Source organism: Streptomyces sp. NPDC037126 (assembly GCF_055605965.1).
On the sequence record NZ_JBVJTD010000015.1, the window covers coordinates 162,195 to 177,760 of the forward strand.

Genomic DNA, 15,566 nt, shown 5'->3' on the forward strand with positions numbered 1-15,566 from the left:
CCCCGCCCGCCAACCCACCCGAGCCACCGTGCTCGCCGGAGGGGGCTGAGAATCGCGGTCGACGCGCCGCGCCGGTCGGCGCCCGGAGCGCCGGGTCGGGTGTGGTCACGGCGCTGAGGCGGCAGTAGGAGCGTCGACCCGCGGATCGCGGCATCCGAATGGACACTTCCACGAGCTGCTCGATCATCCCGGGATCGTCGAGGGCGGCGCAGACCTCGTGCCGCGCCCGTCAACGGCCGATGTGCGGGGCGCCACGGCTGGAAGCGTCCGTCGCGATCGGCGGTGTTCTTCGCAGACGCAGTGCCGACCGGTGCCCGCCGACGATGGCCGCGGCGCAGTCGGCGACGTCACGCTCAGCCCGACGTGCTGCGCGGCGGTGGGTCACTGTGAGCGCCGGACTGAGCCTCGGAGCTGCTTGGACCAGCCATGGACCGGTCGAGGCGGATTGCCTCGTCTTCGAGTGCGCGAAAATCTATGTCGGCCAGAGTAGACATTGGGCTGCGGTGTGGTTAAGGTTTCTCTCGTAGCCGAGATCGAGCGAGGACCGGCAGACATGAACTGCCGGTCGGTAGTGCAGCAGTTGCAGTTCGCATGACGGTGCGGTGGTGGAGTTCCGAAGCCAGAGCGGTTGTAGGACGGCGACGGGACTGACGACCGGACCGGGTGGCCCGCAGTGATCAGGGGCCGCCACGAGCAGTACCGCAGTGGCAGTACGGGTAAGTGCAAGTTCGCAATACCCAGCAGTGAGGTCATTGAGCAGTACCTCGGTGAAGGCGTCGGCTGCGGGCGCGCGCACCGGGTGATTCGGCAGTGGGTTCTAAGCCAGAGCAGACGCAGGACGGGCGACGGGGCTGGCTGCCGAAGAGTGGCGCTGTTCGAGGTCACCAGCAGTTTGCAGTACCAGCGATTCGCAGTTTCCGTCAGTGAGTAGTTGATCAAGAGGGAAGAACGGAGGAGCCGAGCGCCATCAGGATCGCCCGGGCGGAATTCTTGGCCCCGGGTACCGCAGGACATCGATAGTGAGGTGGTCTCCGGTCAAGCAACCGCGATCCCCGCGCCCCCGACAGCGTCTCGGTCGGGTTTGCGGAAACAGAAGGCCGGTGCAGTATCAGGGCCGGCAGATGGTGTATTAGTTCCTTCGGGGCCCTGGTGCCAGTACGGCGCCAGGGCCCCTCCACGCGTTCCACAGAGAGGTGCAATGACAGCAGACGACACGTTCGGCCGTCTCGATGACGACGACTACCCCGCCTACACCATGGGCCGGGCCGCCGAACTGCTCGGCACCACACAGGGCTTCCTCCGGGCCATCGGCGAAGCCCGCCTTATCACCCCGCTGCGCTCCGCAGGCGGACATCGCCGCTACTCCCGCTACCAGTTGCGCGTTGCCGCCCGCGCCCGGGAACTCGTCGACCACGGGACCCCTATCGAGGCCGCCTGCCGGATCGTCATCCTTGAAGACCAGCTCGAGGAAGCCCAGCGCCTCAACGCCGAATACCGCCGCGCCGCCGAATCAGCGAACCCGACGGCAGCAGCATGAGATGAGCGTGCCCGTCAGCGTCGGCGGGCACCGCACGCACGGTCTCGTGTGGCGTGATCATTTCCTGTGGTGACCCGGTGTGTGGGCGTGTAGCGTCTGCGTCAGCTGTCGTGGTTCGGAATTCCCTGCCCGCGCCTTTGGTGTGGGCGTTTTGCTGTGCTGTGCCGCAGGGACCAGGACGATCACCTCCGTCTGCCACATGGAGTGGGAGGCGTTCATCGACTGGAAGGCATGAGACATGGCAACGGGAACTGTGAAGTGGTTCAACGCGGAGAAGGGCTTCGGCTTCATCGCCCAGGACGGCGGCGGCCCGGATGTCTTCGCGCACTACTCCGCGATCAACTCCACCGGCTTTCGTGAGCTCCGGGAGGGCCAGGCCGTGACGTTCGACGTCACCCAGGGCCAGAAGGGTCCGCAGGCCGAGAACATCAACCTGGTCTGACCTCGCAGACCTGCTCGAGGGATCGCGCACGCCGCGTCAGGTGGCCGCCGCCCGTGCAGGCCTGCCTGCTGTCGCGCCGGGCCGGTGCAGGATCAGGGGGCCCGGGGCCGCTGCCACTTCGGCTTGAACCTTCCTGACCTCAGTCGGCAAGCGTCGTCGGGCACGGGAGCCGCGTGTCTGGCGCGGCTACCGTGCCGCTCGGAGGAGCCGACGTTCAGACGCTCGTCCAGGCGTCGAGGAAGGCTTTCCGTCCAGCCGGATCGTCCGACCTGCGGTCTGCGTGCAGGACGCGCCAGGCGGTGAGCTCGAGATCTCGGAGCCACAGTTCTCCGATGACCTGTGTCTTGAGGTCGGGCAGATGGTCGGACTCGACGAGGGCCTGACCGATCACCTCCCCGGCCGCGGAACGCTGGGGCGGGGTCATCTCATCGACGGCCGAGAGGATCTGCCGGGCCAGGGCAGCTCCCTCTCCTGCCAGCGAACGCAGCACCGGATCCTTGATGTTGACGGGCAGCAGGTACGCGGTGCCCGAAGACCTCCACAGGTCCGACCAGAAGTGCTCTCCTGCCGCGGTGGGGGCAGGCAGCGCGGCCAGCAGCCCGAGGAGATGGCCGGTGGCCGCATAGCCATCGGAGTGGGCGGCTGCGACCACTGCGACGCCGGCGACGCCCTCCACATCGAGCTGGCCCGCCTCGAGATGCGGAGCCAGGTCCAGTTGGTGTTCCAACTGGTCTGCGAGCGCGGTGGATACGTAGGGGCGGACCTCAGGAAGCATCGGCGATCCTTGCGCGTAGGCGAGCGGAGATGCCCGTTCGTAAGCCCTGATCGTGCCCAGGACCAGCCGTTCTACTCGGCTTCGGCAGGCCCAATTGGCGGTAGGTCAACGGGGCAGGAGTTCCCACGGTGGAGAACCGGCTCAGGCCCGGCGACGTGGCTCTGTTCTGGACCGACCTCCCGCCATGTGTCCGGGTGAGGTTTCCTAGCATGACCGCATGGTTGCCAGTGACGCCCAGGAGCCCGGGGGAGGCCGAGAAGCTGTGTCCCGCGACGCCGCTGGGCCGTGGTGATCGCCACCGGCATCACCGAGGACGGCGGCCGCGAGGTACCGGGAGTGATGGTCGGCGACAGCGAGACCGAGGTGTTCTGGACCCAGTTCCTGCGTCACTTGCGCGAACGCGGCCTGGGCGGTGTCCGGCTCGTACTCGGCGATCACCACTCGGGCCTGGTCAAGGCGATCCGCAAGGTCATGATCGGCGCGGCCTGCCAGCGCTGCCGGGTTCATTTCCTGCGCAATGTCTTCGGCGTGATCCCCAAGGACGCCGCGGAAATGGTCGCCGCGACCATCCGCACCATCTTCGCCCAGCCCGACCAGGACGCCGTCCGCAACCAGCTCGACACGGTCGCCGCCGGAACGGCACTGGAAGAAGATTCAGTCCACGAACCCGCTGGAGCGGATCAACCGCGAGATCAAACGCCGCGTCGACGTCGTCCAGGTCTTCCCCAACGACGACGCCGTCCTGTGGCTGGTCACCGCCGTGCTCTTCGAGATGCACGACGAGTGGATCGCCTTCCCCCCGCCGCTACCTACATGAAGGCAGCATGGACCAGATCTACCCCACCGAGCCCGGCGAAAGAGCCCCCGCACTCCCCAACACCACCAACACGACCGACGATTGATCGCCTACACCACGTCAAGGGACACGACCGAGCTTCCGGGGGTGCTCGCTCGTCCGACGAGTCTGCTTGTTTGTTCACAGGCGGATGACGGCCAGCGCGACGACCGCATGCGAAAGTCGATTGGGTCGATTCCGATCGGTGCCGTACAGTTCACCGTACCGACGCGGGGTGGAGCAGCTCGGTAGCTCGCTGGGCTCATAACCCAGAGGTCGCAGGTTCAAATCCTGTCCCCGCTACTCAACGTGAAGGCCCGGCATCCACCGGGCCTTCACTGCGTGTGTGCCGGTTCGGACCTGGCTCTCGGCGAACAGGGCCCCGCGGTCGCAGAAGGCGTCAACGCACTGGGCTGCACCGAGGCCGTACGCCGCCTCAGCCACCGTGCTCCCGGAATCGTGGCTCTGACACAAGGCGGCAATCCGTTTACACGGCGCATCCTGCCGTCCTGCCGGCAGGATGCGCCGATGGATCAGTCCCCGCCGACCATGGCCAGACAGGAGGGACATGGGCATCGCTGGTTTCCTGGCTGGTTTTCGGTCGTCCCGATCAGTGGTGCGATCCCAGTAGCTGGCCGCCTCGCGCCGATGCGGTGCCCGCGCTCAGTAGCGGAGGTGTCGGCGACGGCTGAAACATTTCAAGCGTCCCCGACAGCGGAGGACGACAGGGGTGCCGTCAATAGTTGGTGAGGCGGAAGGAACAGCCGACGGCCTTGATGCGGTGCCAGACGGTCACGAGCACGGTGATGCCCAGAGGGAGTGCGCCTGGTGTCGTCGTCCATCCCGGTACCGAAGGCGTCGAGGCGGCTTCAGCGCACTCGCCCAGCATGCGCCGGCACCGTCGAATTGTCGGCGGATGACTTTCGCGGGATCTGCCGGTCACCCGGCAGACACAGATGGTTCACCGGGCAGGCATGGGTAACCCGGCAGATGGCTCCCACCGGCTGCGCAGAGCACCGGTTGGCGGCGGCCCAGAGCCACCCGCGCTGGAGGAACCTCGTGAACGGCGAATCGACCATCCCATCCTGCGAGACGCGCTTCCCCGCAGTCACGGCGAGCATCACGGCCGCCCGGCACTGGGTCCGCGATTGCGTGGAAGGTTTCGGCGGCCCGCCGCTGTGCCGGCACCGGATGATCGAGACCGCCGAACTGCTCGTCTCGGAACTGATCACCAATGCCATCCGCCACGGCTCCGGCCCGCCCCTGATCCAGCTCATCTGGAACGGGCGGTGGCTGCGCATAGCCGTCAGCGATTCCAGCGACCGCTGGCCCCGCAAACGCGCCACCGGGAACACCGAGCCCGGCGGCTTTGGCATCCAACTCCTCGACCGACTCGCCCGACGCTGGGGCGTCACCCCGGGTCACCCCGGCAAAACGGTCTGGGCCGAACTCGGCCTCGACTCCTGAGCGCGGTGGCGGAGCTGACCACCAACAGCGTCGTCCACGGCGTCGGCTCGGACACGCTGCGGATCGGGGCCGAGAGCGACCGGATCGTCTGCGAGGTCCACGACAGCGGACAACTGAACGATCCCCTGGCCGGTCGCCGCCCGTCCCATCCCACGCAGCCCGGCGGCCGGGGGCTCCTACTCGTCCACCCACTTGCGGACCTCGTCCGTGTCCACACCGGCCCCGACGGCACTACCATTCGCCCCTACCTCCCCGGATGACCACGACAACGCTGCGGGCCCGCCCACTCACTCATGCGTTCCGCCTCCGGCGAGGTGTTTTCGATGACTCCTCATGTGGAGTGCGGTGCCACCCCGACCTGCTGGGGGTGGCTGCCGACCCTGTGCCCGACCTCGATGCCAGCGGCGCCGCGGCCGGAACGGGACCGTGCTGCCGGGCTGAGGCTCAGGCGTCGATGATGACGGGGATGATGAGGGGCTTGCGGCGGTGGGTGCGGAACGCCCAGTTCGCCACGGCGCGGGCGACGAGCTGTTCGAGTTGGCGGGCGTCCCCGACGCCTTCCTCGGCCGCGGTGGCCAGGGTCTTCTCGATGACGGGGATGACCGGCTCGAAGGTGGTGTCGTCGTGGACGAAACCCCGGGCCAGGAAGTCGGGCGCCTCGGCGAGGGCGCCGGTGTCCGCGTCGACGATCGCCACCACCGTGACCACGCCTTCGGCGGCGAGGGTGAGGCGGTCCTTGAGGGACGCCTCGGTGGCGCCGCCGACTTCCATGCCATCCACGTAGACGTTGCCGGCGGGGACCTTGCCGGTGATGGACGCGCGCCCGTCGACCAGGTCGACGACGACGCCGTCCTCGGCGATGACGACCCGCTCGGGGTCGACACCGGTACGGATGGCGAGGTCGCCGTTGGCCCGCAGGTGGCGCCATTCGCCGTGCACGGGCATGACGTTGCGGGGCTTGACGATGTTGTAGCAGTAGACGAGTTCGCCCGCGCTGGCGTGCCCGGAGACGTGCACCTTGGCGTTGCCCTTGTGGACGACGTGGGCGCCCCACCGGGTGAGTCCGTTGATGACCCGGTAGATGGCGTTCTCGTTGCCGGGGATGAGGGAGCTGGCGAGCAGGACGGTGTCGCCCTTGCCGATGCGGATCATGTGGTCGCGGTTGGCCATCCGTGACAGCGCGGCCATCGGCTCGCCCTGGGAGCCGGTGCACACCAGAGTGATCTTGTGGTCCGGGAGCTTCTCCAGCTCCTTCGTGCTCACGACCAGACCGGAGGGGACCTTCAGATAGCCCAGGTCACGGGCGATGCCCATGTTACGGACCATCGACCGGCCGACGAAGGCGACCTTGCGGCCGTGCTGGTGGGCGGCGTCCAGGACCTGCTGGATGCGGTGCACGTGGCTGGCGAAGCTGGAGACGATGACCCGGCGCGGCGCGGTGCGCATCACCTGCTCGATCGCCGGGTTCAGCTCCCGCTCGGAGGTGGTGAAGCCGGGTACTTCGGCGTTGGTGGAGTCGGTGAGGAACAGGTCCACGCCCTCCTCACCGAGGCGGGCGAAGGCACGCAGATCGGTGATGCGGTCGTCGAGAGGGAACTGGTCCATCTTGAAGTCGCCGGTGTGCAGCACCATCCCGGCCCGGGTGCGGATCGCGACGGCGAGACTGTCGGGGATGGAGTGGTTGACCGCCACGAACTCGCAGTCGAAGGGTCCCAGGCCACGCCGGTCGCCCTCCCGCACCCGTACCGTGCGGGGCCGGATGCCGTGTTCCTTGAGCTTGGCCTCCAAGAACGCCAGCGTCAGCTTGGACCCGATGACGGGGATGTCGCGCCGTTCGCGCAGCAGGTACGGTACGCCGCCGATGTGGTCCTCGTGGCCGTGGGTGAGGACAATGCCCACGACGTCGTCCAGCCGGTCCCGGATCGAGGTGAAGTCCGGCAGGATCACGTCCACGCCGGGCTGGGTCTCCTCGGGGAACAGTACGCCGCAGTCGACGATGAGCAGCTTGCCGGCGTGCTCGAAGACGGTCATGTTGCGGCCGATCTCACCGAGGCCGCCCAGGGCGATGACCCGCAGCCCCCCTTCGGGAAGAGGCGGGGCGGCTTTCAGGTCGGGGTGCGGATGACTCATACCCTGACGGTACCCGGAGAGCGGGACAGGATGATCCACTGCCTGCGGGACCTGAGCGCTCGATACGAACCGCCGCCGACGACGTACTGCCGCTCGCCGACCGCTGGCCGGTGATGGTCCGCTGCTGATGCCGAAGGGTCTGTCTCGACAGGGGCGTGCCCGACCAGGCGCCGTCACTGTTCTGACCATCCGTGCGGTTGGTGCCAACTACGCGATGAGCCATCGGGTCGGAAGCCAGCTCCATCGGGGCGGCCCTGGCCCGCTGCATGCTGGCCCAGGATGTGGAACGACGTGAACCGGCTCTGCCCGACCGAACCGAACCGTCGTCGGCGCGGCAAGTCGGATCCGCGCGATGCCCAGAACACGGCCCGGGCGGTGCTGAGAGGGCGGGCGCGTGCCCGGGCCAAGTCCGTGCGATGCGCCGTTGCAGTTCGCCCGCATGTACAAGCTCGCCAAGGGTTGTGCGGTCAAGGCCCGCACCCAGGCGATCAACCAGCTCAAAGCCGTCCTGGTCATCGCCGATCCCGCCCTGCGGGAACGGCTGTCCAGCCTGGGCAACCGCGAGCTGTTCCGCACGTTCGCACGCCTCGGCCTATCCGGCGGTGGGGGAGACGAGGACGCGGTGACCCATGCCACCCACCTGACGTTGTGCATGCTCGCCGAGCGCATCGAACAGTTCACCGGGCAGATCGATGAGCTGAACCAGTGCCTGACCCGGCTCGTCGAAGCCCACGCCCCACAGCTACTTGTACCGGTGGCATCGGCCCGGACAGTGCCGTCACTCTCCTGATCACCATGGGGGACAACCCCGAGCGACTGAAGACTGAGGCGTCCTTTGCTGCCCTTTGCGGAGTCAGCCCCATCGAGTACTCCTCCGGCCGGCGGAGCACACGTCGGCTCAATTACGGCGGCGACCGCCAGGCGAACGCGGCCCTGCACCGCATCGTCTTCACCCGCCTGCGCCATGACCCGCGCACCCAGGCGTACTACGAACGCCGCACCCAGGAAGGCAAGACCCGACGCGAGATCATCCGATGTCTCAAGCGATACGCAGCCCGCGAGGTATTCAACCTGGTCAGACCGGTTGCCCGCACACCCGCGTTATAGGGGCGTCCCCGGAGGGTGGCCGCTGTCGATGAACCTCCGCGCTGGCAATCGGGGCGAAACGGCATGGAAGGGATATAAGACACTAGCCTCGGGTCATGGTGACGCGTACCCGGCTGTATCACGACGGCACTCTGGTCCTGGAGGACTTTCCCGTCGGTGACGTCCCTGCGCATCTCGCTGATCCGGCGTCGGTCCTGTGGCTGGACCTGCACCGGCCCGGAGCCGCTGAACTCACCATGCTCGGTCAGGAGTTCGGCATCCACGAACTGGCTCTGGAAGATGCCGCCCAGCGTGGACAGCGGCCGAAACTCGACCGCTATCGCACCCACGAGTTCCTCAGCGCCTATGCCGTGACCGTCAGCCCGGACGGTGCGCAGCTGACGTACAGCGAGATCGCCGTGTTCCTCACCGGCCAGGCCATGATCACCGTCCGCAAGGACGACGGTCTCGACATCGAGGACGTCGTCGCCCGCTGGGACGAGAGCCCGGACCTGGCCGGCCACGGCGTCGGATTCCTGCTGCACGGTCTGCTCGACCATCTCGTGGACGGACACTTCGCCGCCGTCCAGCAACTGGACGACAGCATCGAGGAGCTGGAGGGCCTGCTCTTCGCGGCCGGGCGCCGTGAGATCGAAGCCGTGCAGCGCCGGGTCTTCGCACTGCGCAAATCACTCGTCCGGCTGCGCCGCGTCGTGCTTCCGATGCGCGAGGTGGTCAACGGGCTCATGCGCCCCGGCCTGCACCTGATCACCGACCCTCTCGTCCCGTACTACCAGGACGTCTACGACCACGTGCTGCGTGCGACCGAGTGGACGGAATCACTGCGGGACCTGGTGGCCTCGGTCATGGAGACGAACCTCTCGGTCCAGGCCAACAGCATGAATCTGATCATGAAGAAGGTGACGAGCTGGGCCGCGATCATCGCCGTTCCCACCGCGATCACCGGCTACTACGGCCAGAACCTCCCCTATCCCGGTTTCGGCCGCGAGTCGGGATTCATCACCTCCGCCGCCGTCATCGTGCTCCTGTCCGCATTGCTGTATCTGACGTTCAAGCGCAAGGACTGGCTCTGACCTGCACCGGCACCGGCGACCAGGTCCCGAAGGCGGGAAACTGCCTGGTCATCCCGGGCTTTTTGGGCCGGTGAGCGGAGTAGTGTGAAGGCACCGGGAGTTTTTCGCGCACCGGCTCCGCTGCGGGTGCCGTTTCCGGTGATCGACGGCGCCGGGCCGCACCCACGAGCCCGGGGACAGGTCCGCGCCATGGCCGTGACCATTGACCGTACGACATCGAGCAGGCGCACGCCGCCGCCGGCGGCCCGGCTGTCCCTGAGCCCAGCGCCGGGCGGGCTGGACGGAATGTGGTGGCCTCGCTCCCGTGCCCTCACCCGTGAGCTGCCCACCCTGACGGCCGCGCTGGGCGATCTCTGGGGTCGTATCACGGGTGTCACCGTGCACCCGGCCTACTGGCCCGTCCTGCCGCACTGGGTGTCCGACGCCGGGCGCACCGTGCAGGTGGACTGGTCCACCGAGGAGCAGGATCCGCACAGACTCACTCTCCTCTCCGCTGACGGCCACCGGGACGTGCTGGTGATTCCGCCGGAAACCGGTGCTGACGCCGCCGCGCAGCTGATGGCAGGCGACGGCATCGATGTCCCGGCCCGGGAGCAAGCGGCAGACAGGATCGATGCACGAAACAGGGAGGAAGCCTGGGAGGCCGAAGGCGGAGCAGGTCGACCGTCGTCCCTGCCCCGGCCCACCGGCTCGGCGGGGCCCTCGCCCGCCGGTCGGCGGAGGTGAGATCCCGTGCTCGTCGTCGCCGTGGCCGTGCTGGTCGTCCTGATCGCCGTCGGAGTCGTTCTGATCCACCAGCTCAACGGTCAGCACGACGAACGGATCGCTGCCTTCCACTACAGCGATGTTCTGCCGGGGGTCGGGCGTCGGCCCCGGAGGCGCCGTCGGTCGACGGTGGACGCGAGCCTTCCGATGCGCCCCACCGCGACGGCTGCCGCAAATGACATCGACTTCGGCCCGACGGACGGCAGAGGAAGGCGCGTCATGGCGATTTTGCGAGACCGGAAGACGTACCGCGAGAGGATCATGCAGGCTCTGTACCAAGCCGCCGAGGGCGATCGCCTCCTGGGCGTCGACGGGGCGAAGCTCCGCACCGACCTCGGCATCCCTGAGCAGGACATGGCCGCTGCCTGCATGTACCTGGCGGGCGAAGGCTGGGTCGTCGTGGACTGGGGGAGGGGCAACACACCCGCGATGATCACGCTGACGCACCAGGGGATCCGGCAGATGGAGACGGAAGAGGAAGGACGTGGCTGAGCCGCCGCGTCGCTTTCTCGGACCGAAGCGAAACTTCGCAAGGATTCTTCCTGTCGGATCAGTCCCTTTGGCGTTGCCCGTTTCCGTGACCGCGCCGTGCGGTGAGGTGCTCGCGCGAGCGTCGTGCGGAGTACGGTGAGGGAGCAGGGTCGTACGCGGTCGCATGCTCCGCGGTGGCACTGACCTTTACGACGGGCGGACATCATGGCCGACTCGGACACCTCCGATCATCTCCCCCGGCTCCTGCCGGACGCCGTTCACCGGCCCGTGAGACCGGGGACGGCCCTGCTGAGGCTGGAGACGACGCACGCGCGCGTAGGGAATCCTGGACGGCGCATGGTGGCCGCGGTCCCGGGACATAGGTGCCGAGCTCCCCTCGCTGATCTCCGCGTTGACCGAGCATCTCGGGCCCATCACCCGGGTCGGTCTGGACGGGAGCGCCTGGGACGGACTGCCGCCCCGGGTGATGGTCGACGGCCGAGTCGTCCACATCGACTCCTTCCCGGTCGGTGACGACACCGTCCTCGTCACCCGGGGCGACCGGGACCATTTCTCCCTGATGCTGGTCCCTCCGGGCACGTCGCCCGACGCGGCACGCGCCGCGATGACCAGGGCCGTACGGGCCGACAACGTCACCGAGGCCCATCAGATCCTCATCGATACGGGCGGTGACACGCCGTCTACGCCGGCCTGACACGTCCGTCGCGGATCGACTCCCCGTCGGCCTGGACCCTAGATGCGGGCGAACTTCTCGGTCTGCTGGGCGAATTCCTGAGCCATGGCGGCGCTGACCGTGGGCCTGGTGTCGCGGATCGTGTCCAGGTAGTCGTCGGTGGTGGGGGTGGTCCGGGTTCCGGTGTCGAAGGTGAGCTCGAACTGGGCCTGGGAGACGGTTCGCGCCGCATGGGCGATGTCAGCGGGGGTGAACCCCTCGCTGGCGGACGCGAGTACCGCGCTGTCGGCCTGCGCCCCCGCACGGGCCAGGTAGCTCGCCCACAGTGCGGTCCTGGCGGTGTGGTCGGGAGGGCCGATCGGGAGGACGTAGTCGAAGCGGCCGTGGCGCAGGAACGCGGAGTCGAGCGTGGTGACGTTGTTCGTGGCGCAGACGAGCAGCCGCCCGTCCTGGCTACGGAACCGGACGATCGCTTTGAGCAGTTCGTTGACGACGCCGACAGCGGTCGCGTCCGCGCCGCCGCGTTCGCCGGCGATCTCCTCGACCTCGTCGATGAAGACGAGGACGCGGTCGAGCCGGGCGATCTCGTCGAAGCGCCGGTTGAGCCCGGTCGCCAGGCCGTACTCGGCGGCCAGACGGGCGGGGAACAGTTCGAGGAAGGGCCATCCCAGGCGGCTGGCGATCGCGTGCGTGAACGTGCTCTTGCCGGTCCCGGGCGGGCCGAACAGCATCACCGCCCGTGGCAGTTCCACTCCGTGCTGGGCGGCCAGTTCGGGATGGGCCAGCGGCAGGACCAGGCGCCGCTCGATGAGCCGCTTCTCCCGTTGCATGCCCGCGACCTTCTGCCACAGTCCCCCCGGTGGCAGCTCCGCTCCGAGCGAGGACAGCGTGCCGGCCGACTGCGGGGTCACCGGCCCGCGCTTTTCGAAGAAGACCAGCCCGGGGCGGGCGCCGAAGTCGCAGTTGCGCAGGGCGGTGGCACCGGTCTCGCCCTCGGGCAGGGCGGCGTGCACCGCGCGGACGCCGGCGGCGAAGAGCCGTTGCTCAAGGGCGGTGATCAGGGCACTGCCTAGCCCGCGCTGCCGCCAGGTGGGCGCCAGGCAGATGCGCAGGATCCATGCCCGTTCGCCCTCCACCCTGCTCACCGCGGCGCCGATCAGCACGTCGTCGGCCGTGGCCACCACAGCCGGGTGACGGGTCTGGAGGGCCGTCACGGCGTCCGAGAGAGGGAAGAGCGGCGGCTCCTCGGTGGTGCCGCTCTCCATGTCGACACGGATCAGCGCTTCGAGATCGTCCTGTGTGTAGTCCCTGACGCGCCAACCCGTCATGACCAGCTCCGCGTGTTCGGCCGTACTCCCATCATCAGCCGATGCCCGCAGGACGCGCGACAGGCGACGGTCACGAGTCCTCCCTGGTGGCACGGATCGCTCGGGCCGCAGTCGGGTCACGTCTCGTGTTCCGTTCGGCCCGTCGCTCCCCATCAGTCCGCCGGGCCTCGGCGAGGAGTATCCTTGTGATTACCGAGAGCATCTCGTACACCGGCTTCCACGCCGGGTCGTTCTCGGCGAGTGATGACAACCGGGCCGGCCGTGACCGGTCCGGGGTTGGGTCCGCGCCATGACCGCGACCATTCCGTTCACACCCGCAGTCGGAGGCCAGGCCCCTTCTTCGTCACCGCTCCGACTCACGCTGGCGCCGGTCGGCGCCCCTCCGGCCCTGATCGACGGTGCCTGGTGGCCCCGTTCGCGCAGCCTGACGGAGCAGCTCCCGGCGCTCGTCGAACGTCTCGACCCGCTGTGGGGGCGGATCACCCGGATAGCGGTGAGCCGCACGTTCTGGCCGGTGATTCCGGGAGAAGTGCCCGCGCACGGCCACATGGTGCGCGTCGGCTGGTCGCCCGCCGGGCAAGACCCGCACAAGCTGTTGCTGCTGTCCTACACGTTCGGCTGTTGGAACCTGCTGGTGATCCCACCGGAGACAGCGCCGGCCACCGCGGCCCGGCTCATGGCCACGGCCACCGACCCGTCGCGGAGCCTCACGGCGACCGGCCTGATGCGTGAGGCCGAACGTTTGCGGGCAGCGGCGGAGGCAGAGGCAGCGGCAGTGGCCGACTCGGACTCTCTCCGGGAGGCGGTCTGGGACGCCGAAGGCGGACACGACGCGCGGCGCCCCGCGTCGCGTACTCCTGACGGACCGGTCACCGGCCACATGCCAGCCCGGCAGTAGGAGTGTGAGATACATGGGCACCCTGGTGACGGTGAGTGTGCTCCTCGCGATGATCGTCTTTGGTGTGATCGTGATTCAGCTGTTCACCGCGAGTCACGATGACCGCATGGAGACCCTTGCCTCCGGCCGTACCCGGCGGTGGCGGTTCTCGCCATGGCACCGCACGGAGAAGTGAACCCGCTCCAAGGAGGATCGCGGAGCCGGCTCCGCCGGTAGGACGTTCGTAGACATCGGCGGGAGCGTAACGGTCAGCGTGTCGTCGGCCATGTCCCTGGTGGTGCGGCTGCCGGCTCACTCCAGGAGGGCGAGATAGTCGGTGGCGCCCCCGCGTCATTCGATCAGCAGGAGCGTCGCGTCGTCCGGCGTGATCCCGCCCCGCGCCCGTTGGAGCGTGTGGGAGAGGCTGCGCGCCACCGTCCGGATCTGCCGCGCCGGGGGTCCAAGGCGGTTCACCCAGTCGATGAGCTGTTCCTCACCGAATTCCTCACCGCCGACATCGCGCTCCTCGATCAGTCCGTCGGTGAAGCACATGATCCGCTCGCCGGGCTCAAGGGTCACTTCACTGATCCGGGGCTCGTGACCGCCGAAGCCGACGGGCAGCGTCGTCGGGCCCTGCAGCCGTCGTACGACACGGTGTCCACGGATCAGCAGAGGAGCGGGATGTCCGGCGTTGACCCACTGAAGCCTGCCCGTGACCGTGTCGAGCCGCATCATCTGTGCGGTCACGAAGTGGTCGGGGCCGAACTGCACGGCGACGGCCCGATCCATGAACGCATAGATCTCCGACAGGCCGACGCTGATGCGCCGGGCATGCCGGTAGGCTCCGATGACCACCGTGGCCATCGTGGCGGCATCCAGCCCGTGGCCCATCGCGTCGACCATGGCCACATGCAGGACATCGCCGTTGAGGGCGTAGTCGAAGCTGTCGCCGGCCACGTCGTAGGCGGGTTCCAGCCTTCCGGCCGGCTCGACCCGGGGCGTGAACATCGCCAGCGGTGGCAGCAGCGACCACTGGATCTCCGCCGCCACACTCATCGGTTCTCTGCGGCGCAGCCGGAAGAACAGATCGGTGTAACCGTGCTTGGTCACCAGCATGTCGGCCACGAGCGAGGCGAGTCGGCGCAGCAGCCGCCGCTCGTCGTCGTGAATTCGGTCCAGGGTGACGGCCATGACGCCCACCTGGTCGCCACCGTCCAGCAGAGGCAGGTAGATCCGCACACCGTCGGCCTGCGGCACCTCCACGGGACGCGCTTCCCGGAAGGCACGGCCGACGTCGGAGCCGTCGATCGGCCGGGGTTCCCCAGACGCCAGCCCGTCACCCGGCAGGGGAACCAGCCACACCTGGCCGTAGTCCTGCAAGAAGAGCGAGGTCTCGCGGCCGTCGAGCCTGCCGACTGCCGTGCGACGAGCGGACCGAGCCGGTGCGGTGGCAACTCGTGTCCCTGGTCGAGCAGGACTCCCGGAAACTCCTCCCCGAAGTGCTCCGACCGGGCGGAGCCTTCCCCGGGTTCCTGTCGCTCACGGTCCGTCATCGCCGTGGCCCCGGGGGACGTTCCGGCGGATCTTCACGAAGGCGCTGTGCATACGACTCCCGACAGAGACTCACCGGCCGAGGCGGCGTGGGACTTCCGCCCGGATCGCGGGGGCCGACCCACCGACTCCCATCGAGTCGGCCGTGTGCTCGTGCGCTCCGTGTCCGAGCCGCGGCGGCCGGTCGGCGCCGGCGGCGACCTCTGCCGGATCGACCTCTCCGGCGCCACGAACGTTTCGAGGGGTCCGCGCCGTCGGCCGCCCTGCCGGCTCGGCTCACTGCCTGTGGGGCAGGATCCCGACTACCAGTAGTGGCGTCGACCGGCGACGGCGTGTCCCATCGCGCCGAGGATCCACAGGATGGCTCCGACGACCAGCAGGATGATCCCGATGGTCCACAGGATGGATATCCCGGTGAGGAAGCCGACGACGAGCAGAATGATGCCCAGGATGATCATGATCTCTCCTTCGGGAAACAGTGCTGAGTCCCTGCGAACTACGAGGGACTGAAAGC

At 68.3% G+C, this 15,566-nt stretch carries 14 protein-coding genes, 1 tRNA gene and 4 pseudogenes; 14 read left to right on the forward strand and 5 right to left on the reverse strand.

Going from position 1 to position 15,566, the window contains the following annotated elements; all coding sequences use genetic code 11:
- The first annotated feature begins 1,198 nt into the window (after nt 1–1,198).
- A complete protein-coding gene (locus ACZ7FF_RS29340) occupies nt 1,199–1,537 on the forward strand; it encodes a MerR family transcriptional regulator (protein ID WP_470815766.1) in 339 nt (112 codons plus the stop codon).
- 238 nt (nt 1,538–1,775) lie between these two features.
- Entirely contained in the window at nt 1,776–1,979 is a 204-nt protein-coding gene (locus ACZ7FF_RS29345; RefSeq protein ID WP_470815768.1) for a cold-shock protein, read from the forward strand.
- Nucleotides 1,980–2,193: 214 nt separating this feature from the next.
- Here the strand turns inward: ACZ7FF_RS29345 and ACZ7FF_RS29350 are convergent, their stop codons facing one another.
- Nucleotides 2,194–2,754: a hypothetical protein gene (locus tag ACZ7FF_RS29350; RefSeq protein WP_470815770.1), complete on the reverse strand. Its 561-nt coding sequence runs from the start codon at nt 2,752–2,754 to the stop codon at nt 2,194–2,196.
- Between the two features lie 282 nt (nt 2,755–3,036).
- Between ACZ7FF_RS29350 and ACZ7FF_RS29355 the strand changes: the two are divergent.
- The 4 genes and pseudogenes from ACZ7FF_RS29355 to ACZ7FF_RS29370 all read left to right on the forward strand — a co-directional run.
- Nucleotides 3,037–3,656 (forward strand): annotated as a pseudogene (locus ACZ7FF_RS29355) (transposase); the annotation flags it as partial.
- A gap of 162 nt (nt 3,657–3,818) precedes the next feature.
- Nucleotides 3,819–3,892 (forward strand) — tRNA-Met (locus tag ACZ7FF_RS29360).
- Between the two features lie 687 nt (nt 3,893–4,579).
- Nucleotides 4,580–5,056 (forward strand): ATP-binding protein, encoded by a 477-nt coding sequence (locus ACZ7FF_RS29365; RefSeq protein WP_470815771.1) that lies wholly within the window; start codon nt 4,580–4,582, stop codon nt 5,054–5,056.
- A pseudogene (locus ACZ7FF_RS29370) lies at nt 5,050–5,316 on the forward strand (ATP-binding protein); the annotation flags it as partial. The gene ACZ7FF_RS29365 and the pseudogene ACZ7FF_RS29370, both read left to right, overlap by 7 nt.
- Nucleotides 5,317–5,500: 184 nt before the next feature.
- Here ACZ7FF_RS29370 and ACZ7FF_RS29375 read toward each other — a convergent pair.
- Entirely contained in the window at nt 5,501–7,186 is a 1,686-nt protein-coding gene (locus ACZ7FF_RS29375) for a ribonuclease J (RefSeq protein WP_470815773.1), read from the reverse strand.
- A 439-nt stretch (nt 7,187–7,625) separates the two neighbouring features.
- On the opposite strand from ACZ7FF_RS29375, the gene ACZ7FF_RS29380 reads away from it, so the two are divergent.
- The 6 genes and pseudogenes from ACZ7FF_RS29380 (at nt 7,626) to ACZ7FF_RS29405 (ending at nt 11,317) form a co-directional block, all read left to right on the forward strand.
- Nucleotides 7,626–7,976, forward strand: coding sequence for a hypothetical protein (locus tag ACZ7FF_RS29380; RefSeq protein ID WP_470815775.1), 351 nt, complete (start codon nt 7,626–7,628; stop codon nt 7,974–7,976).
- A 5-nt stretch (nt 7,977–7,981) separates the two neighbouring features.
- The gene (locus ACZ7FF_RS29385) at nt 7,982–8,293 is read left to right on the forward strand and encodes a transposase (RefSeq protein ID WP_470815777.1); all 312 of its coding nucleotides are present in this window, start codon (nt 7,982–7,984) and stop codon (nt 8,291–8,293) included.
- A gap of 95 nt (nt 8,294–8,388) precedes the next feature.
- A complete protein-coding gene (locus tag ACZ7FF_RS29390) occupies nt 8,389–9,366 on the forward strand; it encodes a magnesium transporter CorA family protein (RefSeq protein WP_358980173.1) in 978 nt (325 codons plus the stop codon).
- A gap of 189 nt (nt 9,367–9,555) precedes the next feature.
- Nucleotides 9,556–10,092: a DUF5994 family protein gene (locus ACZ7FF_RS29395; protein ID WP_470815779.1), complete on the forward strand. Its 537-nt coding sequence runs from the start codon at nt 9,556–9,558 to the stop codon at nt 10,090–10,092.
- Nucleotides 10,093–10,098: 6 nt separating this feature from the next.
- Nucleotides 10,099–10,623 carry a hypothetical protein gene (locus ACZ7FF_RS29400; RefSeq protein ID WP_470815781.1) on the forward strand — a complete coding sequence of 175 codons (525 nt, stop codon included), beginning with the start codon at nt 10,099–10,101 and terminating at the stop codon, nt 10,621–10,623.
- A gap of 204 nt (nt 10,624–10,827) precedes the next feature.
- Nucleotides 10,828–11,317: pseudogene (locus tag ACZ7FF_RS29405) on the forward strand (DUF5994 family protein).
- 38 nt (nt 11,318–11,355) lie between these two features.
- Here the strand turns inward: ACZ7FF_RS29405 and ACZ7FF_RS29410 are convergent.
- Entirely contained in the window at nt 11,356–12,624 is a 1,269-nt protein-coding gene (locus tag ACZ7FF_RS29410) for an ATP-binding protein (protein WP_470815783.1), read from the reverse strand.
- Nucleotides 12,625–12,913: 289 nt separating this feature from the next.
- On the opposite strand from ACZ7FF_RS29410, the gene ACZ7FF_RS29415 reads away from it, so the two are divergent.
- Nucleotides 12,914–13,522 carry a DUF5994 family protein gene (locus ACZ7FF_RS29415; RefSeq protein ID WP_360514117.1) on the forward strand — a complete coding sequence of 203 codons (609 nt, stop codon included), beginning with the start codon at nt 12,914–12,916 and terminating at the stop codon, nt 13,520–13,522.
- Nucleotides 13,523–13,535: 13 nt separating this feature from the next.
- Nucleotides 13,536–13,697 (forward strand): hypothetical protein, encoded by a 162-nt coding sequence (locus ACZ7FF_RS29420; RefSeq protein WP_366892773.1) that lies wholly within the window; start codon nt 13,536–13,538, stop codon nt 13,695–13,697.
- Nucleotides 13,698–13,852: 155 nt separating this feature from the next.
- Here the strand turns inward: ACZ7FF_RS29420 and ACZ7FF_RS29425 are convergent.
- Nucleotides 13,853–15,054, reverse strand: a pseudogene (locus tag ACZ7FF_RS29425) (PP2C family protein-serine/threonine phosphatase).
- A 300-nt stretch (nt 15,055–15,354) separates the two neighbouring features.
- Nucleotides 15,355–15,510: a DUF6131 family protein gene (locus tag ACZ7FF_RS29430; protein ID WP_351495678.1), complete on the reverse strand. Its 156-nt coding sequence runs from the start codon at nt 15,508–15,510 to the stop codon at nt 15,355–15,357.
- Nucleotides 15,511–15,566: the final 56 nt, after the last annotated feature.